The sequence below is a fragment of the Staphylococcus sp. FSL W8-0304 genome (assembly GCF_038006565.1).
GTDB lineage: Bacteria > Bacillota > Bacilli > Staphylococcales > Staphylococcaceae > Staphylococcus > Staphylococcus epidermidis.
The window spans coordinates 2,450,780-2,460,336 of the sequence record NZ_JBBOVL010000001.1 but is presented as its reverse complement, the minus strand read 5'-3'; the positions used below and the strand labels follow the sequence as shown (position 1 = coordinate 2,460,336).

Sequence of the window (9,557 nt, the reverse complement as noted above, 5' to 3'; positions counted from 1 at the left end):
TATACTGAAAATAGCTGATACACAATCTTTTTATCGTAACATCATTAAATAAAACAAAAACTCATTTAATCCATATGTGAATAAATGAGTATTAACGATAAATTGTGACGTATAAAATTTCCAGTACGCCATTTAACATCAATGTTAATACTGTATCGCTATAACGGGCGAACCCGTTGATACCTCATATTGGCATCAACACTCCAAGGCCATTTTCAAACTTTCTTTCAATGCCTTCTCTCAGCGTGTGAAGACTCTCTGTATAAGCAGTGTAAGTTTTACTTTCCTTTTTACAGTGTGTAAAATGCTTTTAAAATTGTTAATACATAGATTACATAGTTTGAATTTATTTGTCAATGATTTTTCTGAAAATTTTGATTTAACAATTAATTTATTATCAGAAATACATCTGAAAATATGTGACGTAATAAGCTTCATATTAAGCCATTAGTATTAATTTGAAAGGCTTGTATTATTGGATTGAACTTTTTTAAAATAAGTAATGAATCAATGAGGATTGATTATTCATTAGAGATACTTAAATTAAGATAGAAAGATGTGGAAAAGAGATGGTATATACAGATGATCAGAGGTTGAAAATGAATAATGATGATAGTGTGCAATTTATTGCACTAGAATTAATTAGACCTAATCCTTATCAGCCACGTAAGACGTTTGAAGAAGAACGACTCAATGATTTAGCTTCATCAATTCAACAACATGGTATATTACAGCCTATTGTATTACGTCAAACTGTTCAAGGTTACTATATTGTTGTGGGTGAGCGACGATTTAGAGCATCTAAGTTGGCGGGATTAACAGAAGTGCCAGCTATTATTAAAGAACTATCTGATGAAGATATGATGGAATTGGCAATTATTGAAAATTTACAGAGAGAAGATTTAAATGCCATTGAAGAAGCAGAAAGTTATAAAAAAATGATGACAGATTTGAATATTACACAACAAGAGGTTGCGAGACGATTAGGTAAGTCACGTCCTTATATTGCCAATATGCTTAGGTTATTACAGTTACCTAAAAATGTTGCTCAAATGGTTCAACACGGGGCGTTATCTAGTGCTCATGGGCGTACGTTATTAACTTTGAAAGACGCCAGTAAAATAAAAAAGACGGCAAAACAAGCCGCTCAGGAGTCTTGGAGTGTAAGGTATTTAGAGGAGTACGTCAATGGTTTAGTCAGTAAAGACATCTCAAGGAAAGTTGACAAAGAGACTAAGGAAAGTAAACCTAAAATGATTCAACAGCAGGAAAGATTTTTAAAAAAGCAATATGGTGCGAAAGTAGATATTTCGACATCTAAAAATGTCGGGAAAATCACGTTTGAATTTAAATCTGAAGCAGAATTCAAACGCTTGATTCGTCAACTTAATAAAGATTATAAGGAATATTAAAAAGTTAGCCTTTATAAATAGAAATAGGAAGCATATACATAGTTTTATAAATATACCTCAAAAGGATAGTATTTTAAAACCATAGACGTATTATCTAAATGAATAAATTAAGTTATAATAAATGAATTATGAAAAAAATGAAAGGGAGGGCATATTTTATATGAATCAACTTAAACATATTTTATCTTCATTGTTCGAACCTTTAACAAAGGTTGAAACATATGAAAATTTAATTACTAAAGTAATAATGATTTTAATTTATATCCTTGTAGCGATTGTTGTTATAGCAATTTTGAATAAGATTATTGAGCAAGCATTTAAAATTCAAAATAAAAGCAAAAAAGGAAATAAAAAACGTTCAAAAACACTGATTTCTCTTGTACAAAACATAGTAAAATATATCGTATGGTTTGTTGTTATCACAACAATTTTAAGTAAGTTTGGTATTAGCGTCGAAGGTATCATCGCTAGTGCTGGAGTTGTAGGTATTGCAGTTGGTTTCGGTGCGCAAACGATAGTAAAAGATATTATTACAGGTTTCTTTATTATCTTTGAAAATCAATTTGATGTGGGTGACTATGTTAAAATCAATAGTTCAGGAACTACGGTAGCAGAAGGTACTGTGAAATCTATTGGTTTAAGATCAACGCGAATTAATACAATTTCGGGAGAACTGACTATTTTACCTAATGGTAGCATGGGGGAAATTACGAACTTTTCAATTACAAATGGGACTGCTATTGTAGAACTACCAGTATCAGTTGATGAAAATATAGATCAAGTTGAAAAGAAACTCAATCGTTTATTTGTTTCTTTACGTAGTAAATATTACTTATTTGTCAGCGATCCAGTTGTTGATGGTATTGATGCGATAGAATCTAATAAGGTTACTATACGAATTTCAGCAGAAACAATTCCTGGTGAAGGATTTTCAGGCGCTCGTATTATTCGTAAGGAAGCTCAAAAAATGTTTAGACAAGAAGGTATTCGCATGCCACAACCAGTCATTTCAAATTATAATGAAGGAAAAAGCTAATCATCATTGGAGGTCATTTCATGACGTCAAAGTATGGAATAAATGATATAGTAGAAATGAAAAAACCACATGCATGTGGAACGAATCGTTTTAAGATCATTAGAATGGGCGCTGATATTCGTATTAAATGTGAACATTGTCAGCGCAGTGTCATGATTCCACGGCAAGTGTTTAATAAGAAAATGAAAAAAGTTCTTGAATCTCATCAAGACAAAGAAAGTTAGGAGAATGAATAATGGCTTTAACAGCAGGTATCGTAGGTTTGCCTAACGTAGGTAAGTCTACCCTATTTAATGCAATTACTAAAGCTGGCGCATTAGCAGCAAACTATCCCTTCGCAACGATTGATCCCAATGTTGGTATCGTTGAAGTGCCAGATTCACGTTTAATAAAATTAGAAGAAATGGTTCAACCTAAAAAAACAATTCCTACAACTTTTGAGTTTACTGATATTGCAGGTATTGTTAAAGGTGCATCTAAGGGCGAAGGTTTAGGAAATAAATTCCTTTCACATATTCGTGAAGTAGATGCTATATGTCAGGTGGTTCGTGCGTTTGACGATGAGAATGTAACACATGTATCAGGGCGTGTTAATCCGCTTGATGACATAGAAGTCATTAATATGGAACTTGTTTTAGCAGATTTAGAATCTGTTGAAAAACGTTTACCGAAAATAGAGAAGATGGCTCGTCAAAAAGATAAAACAGCTGAGATGGAATTACGTATATTAACACAAATTAAAGAAGCGTTAGAAGACGGTAAACCAGTACGCAGTATTGATTTCAATGAGGATGATCAAAAGTGGGTTAATCAAGCTCAGTTATTAACATCTAAGAAAATGTTATACATTGCTAATGTTGGTGAAGATGAAATTGGAGATAAAGATAATGATAAAGTGAAAGCAATTCGTGAATATGCAGCAAACGAAGATTCAGAAGTTATCGTTATTAGTGCAAAAATCGAGGAAGAAATCGCTACATTAGATGATGAAGATAAAGAAATGTTCTTAGAAGATTTAGGCATCGAAGAACCAGGTTTAGACAGACTCATTAGAACAACATATGATTTGTTAGGTTTATCTACTTACTTTACTGCCGGTGTGCAAGAAGTGCGCGCTTGGACATTTAAACAAGGAATGACCGCACCACAATGTGCTGGAATTATTCACACTGATTTTGAACGTGGTTTTATTCGTGCAGAGGTAACAAGCTATGAAGATTATGTACAACATGGTGGCGAAAATGGTGCTAAAGAAGCGGGAAGACAACGTTTAGAAGGTAAAGATTACATCATGCAAGATGGGGATATTGTTCATTTCCGTTTTAATGTTTAACTTAAAGCATGTATTTATATTAATGAGGCACTCTAAAATTAGAAGCAAATTCTAGTTTTAGGGTGTTTTTTTGATAATAAAATTGAAAATTAGGAGATAAATTAGTCAGCATACTACAATGATAATTACTAATGATGCAATCATTTGTAGTTAGGAAATAGAATTATTTATTAATAGAGCAATGAAGCTTTCCATCAAACTTTCATTGCTCTTATGTAAGGATTCCAAATTCTTAAAAAAATGGAATGATTTTGCTTGCTTTAATGATGTCTTGTGTACTAAAAAATTGTTTGCCTTCACCAGTGTATGCGGGTTCGAGAACTAAATTTGCTTTAGCGCAGTATAGCCATTCTGGGTGAATGCCACTATTTAAGATATCTTGAAACTCTTGGAAATCTTTATTCCAATCTAAATTTAATCTCATGAAAAACACCTCATATGTATTTTAGAACAAACGTTCGTTAAAGTGAAGTGTTTTTGTTCGTATGTGTTCGTATTTATGAAGTGAACCAAGACGAATTCACATTTTCGTCAATATAATTTGCATCGACATTTTGATTTAATTCAGGAGAGTAGTAACTATCTGTATATTGCCATAGCACTTTCTCTCGTTTTGGTTCCTCAGCTTGATATGCTGCTAACCAGTAGCCATCATATGAACTGACAGCATTTGATGCATGATTTAACATGAAATTTTCATATGAATAAAAAAGGATCTTCTTGTTTCCAGCAAGCTTTCTCATTTCGTTTGCCCATGCTTGTGTCGCTGTTTCATCATCTCCGGATTTAACGGTTTGTTCTTCATAATCATTAATGTAAAAGGCGGCTTTGGGAGCACGTTGAGATAAAGTTTTAGCTTCATAACGTGCATCTTTTGGACTTTCGTACATGCTATAAGAGTACACGCCGTATTTCATTTTATTTTGTTCTAATAATTCTGCATTTTTTTCAAAAGTCTTATCAACGTATTCTGAACCGTACTGTGCTCTTAAAATAATAAAATCATAATTTTTCTTTAGTTGTTTTATTTGTTCATTAGTTAAAAGTCCTTGCCATTCAGAAATATCTAAGACTCTTTCACCATTATTTGTTTCAGTAATATTAGATTCAGCAGAGAAAGTAGAACGATTTTGTGTTTTATGAGTTTGCTTTTTAGGATGGTCTTTTAAGTATTGTTGATAGCCATACCCCATTGTACCTTTTTCGCTTACAGAAGATGAAGACGCTTGTGCTTGAGTATCTATAAAATTAAGGCTAGTAGCGAAAATTGAAAGTGAAATGATTGAGTAAGAAAATTTCTTTAACATAAACGACTCCTTTATAATGAATTTAATATTAAGTGCAATTATATGAAATATAATTTTGATGTTATTATAACTAAAATGAAGTATCAACTATCTATTAAGTAACATTAATATAATTTGAATATAAAGTAATGTATAACATAAATAGGATGATTGCGTTTGAACAACGAGGGCAGTCTCAGAGGAGTCTTAAACCAATAATATGTATTGATATTTTCAAAAATAAATAATGCTCATCAATATTTAAGGGTAAGATTCATCTGAAATTGATTGTAAAAAGTAAAGCTCTATGCTATAATTCTTTTCTGTGAGTAATGAAAATTATTCCTTGCTTATCACATTAAATATTGATAAGCCGTATAGACCACAAGGAGGTGCAAATAAACTATGAGAACATATGAAATTATGTATATCGTACGTCCTAACATTGAAGAGGATGCTAAAAAAGCGTTAGTTGAACGTTTCAATGGTATCTTAGCTTCAGAAGGATCAGAAGTTTTAGAAGAAAAAGACTGGGGTAAACGTCGCCTAGCTTATGAAATCAATGATTTCAAAGAAGGTTTCTATAACATCGTACGTATTAAAACTGATAACAATAAATCAACTGACGAATTCCAACGTTTAGCTAAGATTAATGATGATATCATTCGTTACATCGTTATTCGTGAAGACCAAGATAAGTAATAATTTAGATGGGGGCGTTTAAATGTTAAATCGAGTTGTATTAGTAGGTCGTCTAACGAAAGATCCAGAATACAGAACCACACCCTCAGGCGTAAGTGTAGCGACATTTACTCTAGCAGTTAATCGTACTTTCACGAATGCTCAAGGGGAACGAGAAGCTGACTTTATTAACTGTGTAGTCTTCCGTAGACAAGCAGAAAATGTAAATAACTACTTGTCTAAAGGTAGTTTAGCTGGCGTTGATGGTCGCATACAATCACGTAGTTATGAAAATCAAGAAGGTCGTCGTATTTTTGTTACTGAAGTCGTATGTGATAGTGTTCAGTTCCTTGAACCTAAAAATGCACAACATGGTGGCCAACGTTCACAGAACAATAATTTCCAAGACTACGGTCAAGGATTTGGTGGTCAGCAATCAGGACAAAATACATCTTACAACAACAATAATTCATCAAACTCAAATCAGTCGGATAATCCGTTTGCAAATGCTAATGGACCGATTGATATCAGTGATGATGATTTACCATTCTAATAATGAACGAATAAAATAAAATGAGTCAAAGGAGGCAGTTAACCATGGCAGGTGGACCAAGAAGAGGCGGACGTCGTCGTAAAAAAGTATGCTATTTCACAGCAAATGGTATTACACACATCGACTATAAAGACACTGAATTATTAAAACGTTTTATCTCAGAACGTGGTAAAATTTTACCACGTCGTGTAACAGGCACTTCAGCGAAATATCAACGTATGTTGACTACAGCTATCAAACGTGCTCGTCATATGGCTTTATTACCATATGTTAAAGAAGAACAATAATATATTATTTATTGTAAAACCCCGTAAGTATAGGCTTACGGGGTTGTTTTTGTGTTTTGGAATATTTAAAAAGGGCAGAAAAAGCAGTGAATTTGAAAGCTAGATTTTTAGATACATATCCTTCGACGATATTTCAGTAATGTTATGAGATTGAATCCCAAAATGAGTTAAGATTATGCGTTGAAAAATGGTTAGGTGCATAACATCTTTAAATATTGATTGATGATAATAGTTTACCATTCCCAAATTTGAAGAGGTTTGTTATGCGTGCCATTTTTCTTGTTAAGTTGAGTAGTTAATTCTTCAATCTCTATATGTCTTTTAGTTCTTAAGTTATATAAAATATGTAAATTTATGTGCCACATCTTCTATTCATGATGAAAGTATCTACGTTGACATCAAGATGTCATTTTATCAATTAGTATACCTATGGGGTTATACTTTGAAGTTGTAGCACCATCATTAACATTTAATGTTTGTAATTTTGTTTTTTATTAGAAAGCATGTTTAGAATAGCTGATAATATAGTACAGATGATTGTAACTATGATTAGTGTCGTTACTACATAGACTTGATTACTTTGAATATTAAAACCTATTTCAAAATGACCTTGTAAGTGTCCTTTTATAAAAAAGTTAAGTGTAATGATAGTGAGAATTGCTAAAAATGAAAGGAAACCTATAACTTGTATAATTTGGTTAATACGTTGAAATTTATTTTTATGTTGCATGTAAAATACCTACTTTAAATATTTTTATAAATAGTTCATTTTAGTCATCTTTAATAGCTTAACATAATAGGATTGAGGTTGATAATAATAAATATTGAAAAAATAAAAACAAAATAGCTTGTATCAGTAAACTAAAAATTCCTACAAAACGTTTAATCATTTTTGACATGGGGTATCTCATACTAGTGAATAAAATATATAAGTAAAGGAGACAATCAATTATGTTTGGATTAATAGGTATGATTATTGTCGGCGGTATCATTGGATGGATCGCAGGTTTAATTTTAGGTAAAGACGTACCAGGAGGTATTCTAGGAAATATTATTGCTGGTATTGTAGGATCATGGGTTGGTACTATGATTTTAGGTGAATGGGGACCACAATTAGGTAAAATTCACATCTTTCCAGCATTATTAGGTTCAATTATTTTAATCTTTATTATTTCATTAATTTTAAAAGCACTAAGAAAAAAATAATAAGTATAGATTAAGTTTAATTTAGGTAGAAAATGTGTTGCTTGATTATTTGAAAGTAATCAATTAACACAATTAAAGCATGTGTGTTTATCTATACGCACGTAACTCAATGATAGATGTTGATGATGTCTAATCGTTTGAGTTACATTAATTATAGTTATCAAAGCATCCAAACCAATAAAAATGGTGTGGGTGCTTTTTTCATGTTATAAAACATAAAAAAGGATGGCGCTGGGTTACGCCATCCAGGAGTATTATGTTCATGAATATAAAAGACTTTGTAGTTACTAAATAACTACAATTTAATATTATCAGATTGCTATTTATCTGACAACATTAAAGGTTTTGATTTTTAAAATTTCCAACAAAATTGAGAAAATTATTACTTTGATTTAAAGGCATCTGTTCGGTTTCATTCGCCATTGGTGATATGTAATAATGAATTGTAAAACGACATCGAGGAGGTTTCTTATGGACGGTTTAATTACATTTATCATTATCACATTATTGATTATTATAGTACCTGGGCCAGATTTCATTATTGTAATGAAAAACACTATTAATTCAAGTAAAATGAATGGTTTTATGGCTGCATTTGGTATTACTACGGGGCATATTTTATACTCTTCATTAGCTATTTTTGGAATTATATACATACTTACGAGTTTACACTTTGTTTTTTTAACAATAAAAATATTGGGTGCTTGTTATCTTATTTATCTCGGAATCAAAAGTATTTTGAGTGCGCACAGTTCTGTTGATTTTAGTAAACAAGCTTTAGCTGATGTCAGAAATGTGAGTTATATCACTTCTTTTAGACAAGGTTTTTTAAGTACAAGTCTTAACCCTAAGGCTTTATTATTTTATGTTAGTATATTCCCGCAGTTCCTTTCTAACGGTAATATACATATGAAATCTGAAGTTGCGTTATTTGCTTTTTCAGTTGTTGTAGTTATATGCTTATGGTTTTTATTTTGTGTATTCATCTTTCAATATATTAAATTATTATTCAGCAGACCGAGATTCAAGGCTATATTTGATTATATTGTAGGGTTTGTTTTAATTGGCTTATCTATTAATTTATTATTAAGTAAAAGTAGCTAAGTCAGAAATGAGGAGACAGAATGGAAATTTATTTAGTGAGGCATGGTGAGTCACAGTCCAATTATGATAATAAACACGGGTATCTATATTTTTGTGGACAGTTAGACGTCCCTTTGACGGAAAGGGGTATAAAAAGCGCTAAAGAACTATCTGTTTATTTTAAAAATAAATACATTGACAATGTATATGTATCAGATTTAAAAAGAACAAGGCAAACGTATGAGGAGCTATTTCCTTATGATATTCCAACAATATATACAAAGACGTTAAGAGAGCGTTCGTTAGGTGTTTTTGAAGGTAAAAATAAAGAAGAAGTTTGTAAAGACAAACGGTTCGAAAAATATTTCCGTGATCCTAATTATAAATACTTTAGACATAGCTTTTCGCAAAAAGCACCACAAGGAGAAAGTTATCAAGATGTCTATGATAGAGTGGTTACTTTCATTGAAAATGAGCTTAATCAACAGCAGAGACGTGTAGTGATAGTTGCGCACCAAGTTGTAATTAGATGTTTTTTCGTCTATTTTAAAATGATAACTAAGGAAGAAGCCTTAACGACGGAAATTCATAATTGCTATCCATATTTAATTAAAGAAGAAATGAAGTTTTGAATACATATATAATCATTTGAGTTGTAAAATTGTAATTGCTGGCTAAAT

The 9,557-nt window shown here is 31.5% G+C and carries 13 protein-coding genes and 2 pseudogenes; 10 read left to right on the top strand and 5 right to left on the bottom strand.

Annotated elements, in window-relative coordinates; genetic code table 11:
- Nucleotides 1-569 precede the first annotated feature (569 nt).
- The 4 genes from NST35_RS11735 to ychF all read left to right on the top strand — a co-directional run bounded on the left by NST35_RS11735 (nt 570) and on the right by ychF (nt 3,781).
- A complete protein-coding gene (locus NST35_RS11735) occupies nt 570-1,412 on the top strand; it encodes a ParB/RepB/Spo0J family partition protein (RefSeq protein WP_002486174.1) in 843 nt (280 codons plus the stop codon).
- A 160-nt stretch (nt 1,413-1,572) separates the two neighbouring features.
- Nucleotides 1,573-2,448, top strand: a complete 876-nt coding sequence (locus NST35_RS11730) for a mechanosensitive ion channel family protein (RefSeq protein ID WP_002468622.1) — start codon at nt 1,573-1,575, stop codon at nt 2,446-2,448.
- A 20-nt stretch (nt 2,449-2,468) separates the two neighbouring features.
- Nucleotides 2,469-2,672: a DUF951 domain-containing protein gene (locus NST35_RS11725; RefSeq protein WP_001831361.1), complete on the top strand. Its 204-nt coding sequence runs from the start codon at nt 2,469-2,471 to the stop codon at nt 2,670-2,672.
- An 11-nt stretch (nt 2,673-2,683) separates the two neighbouring features.
- Nucleotides 2,684-3,781 (top strand): redox-regulated ATPase YchF, encoded by a 1,098-nt coding sequence (gene ychF / locus NST35_RS11720; protein WP_001831336.1) that lies wholly within the window; start codon nt 2,684-2,686, stop codon nt 3,779-3,781.
- Nucleotides 3,782-4,013: 232 nt separating this feature from the next.
- Here the strand turns inward: ychF and NST35_RS11715 are convergent, their stop codons facing one another.
- Nucleotides 4,014-4,205, bottom strand: a complete 192-nt coding sequence (locus tag NST35_RS11715) for a hypothetical protein (protein ID WP_001831355.1) — start codon at nt 4,203-4,205, stop codon at nt 4,014-4,016.
- 73 nt (nt 4,206-4,278) lie between these two features.
- Nucleotides 4,279-5,088 carry a GH25 family lysozyme gene (locus NST35_RS11710; protein ID WP_001831342.1) on the bottom strand — a complete coding sequence of 270 codons (810 nt, stop codon included), beginning with the start codon at nt 5,086-5,088 and terminating at the stop codon, nt 4,279-4,281.
- A gap of 384 nt (nt 5,089-5,472) precedes the next feature.
- Here NST35_RS11710 and rpsF point away from each other — a divergent pair, with 384 nt between their 5' ends.
- From rpsF to rpsR, 3 genes are read left to right on the top strand one after another with little or no spacing between them, the layout of a single operon-like run.
- Nucleotides 5,473-5,769, top strand: a complete 297-nt coding sequence (gene rpsF / locus NST35_RS11705; RefSeq protein WP_001831345.1) for a 30S ribosomal protein S6 — start codon at nt 5,473-5,475, stop codon at nt 5,767-5,769.
- A gap of 22 nt (nt 5,770-5,791) precedes the next feature.
- Nucleotides 5,792-6,301, top strand: a complete 510-nt coding sequence (gene ssb, locus NST35_RS11700) for a single-stranded DNA-binding protein (RefSeq protein WP_001831333.1) — start codon at nt 5,792-5,794, stop codon at nt 6,299-6,301.
- A gap of 44 nt (nt 6,302-6,345) precedes the next feature.
- The gene (gene rpsR / locus NST35_RS11695; protein ID WP_001831354.1) at nt 6,346-6,588 is read left to right on the top strand and encodes a 30S ribosomal protein S18; all 243 of its coding nucleotides are present in this window, start codon (nt 6,346-6,348) and stop codon (nt 6,586-6,588) included.
- 183 nt (nt 6,589-6,771) lie between these two features.
- On the opposite strand, the pseudogene NST35_RS11690 reads toward rpsR, so the two are convergent.
- Nucleotides 6,772-6,944 (bottom strand): annotated as a pseudogene (locus tag NST35_RS11690) (XRE family transcriptional regulator); the annotation flags it as partial.
- Between the two features lie 113 nt (nt 6,945-7,057).
- A complete protein-coding gene (locus NST35_RS11685; RefSeq protein ID WP_001830921.1) occupies nt 7,058-7,318 on the bottom strand; it encodes a hypothetical protein in 261 nt (86 codons plus the stop codon).
- A gap of 221 nt (nt 7,319-7,539) precedes the next feature.
- Here NST35_RS11685 and NST35_RS11680 point away from each other — a divergent pair, with 221 nt between their 5' ends.
- Nucleotides 7,540-7,794 (top strand): GlsB/YeaQ/YmgE family stress response membrane protein, encoded by a 255-nt coding sequence (locus NST35_RS11680; protein WP_001832461.1) that lies wholly within the window; start codon nt 7,540-7,542, stop codon nt 7,792-7,794.
- 219 nt (nt 7,795-8,013) lie between these two features.
- Here NST35_RS11680 and NST35_RS12560 read toward each other — a convergent pair.
- Nucleotides 8,014-8,103: pseudogene (locus tag NST35_RS12560) on the bottom strand (hypothetical protein); the annotation flags it as partial.
- Nucleotides 8,104-8,265: 162 nt separating this feature from the next.
- Here NST35_RS12560 and NST35_RS11675 point away from each other — a divergent pair.
- Both NST35_RS11675 and NST35_RS11670 read left to right on the top strand, forming a co-directional pair.
- Entirely contained in the window at nt 8,266-8,898 is a 633-nt protein-coding gene (locus tag NST35_RS11675) for a LysE family translocator (protein ID WP_001830914.1), read from the top strand.
- 20 nt (nt 8,899-8,918) lie between these two features.
- The gene (locus tag NST35_RS11670; RefSeq protein ID WP_002456826.1) at nt 8,919-9,509 is read left to right on the top strand and encodes a histidine phosphatase family protein; all 591 of its coding nucleotides are present in this window, start codon (nt 8,919-8,921) and stop codon (nt 9,507-9,509) included.
- The last annotated feature ends 48 nt before the right edge of the window (nt 9,510-9,557 follow it).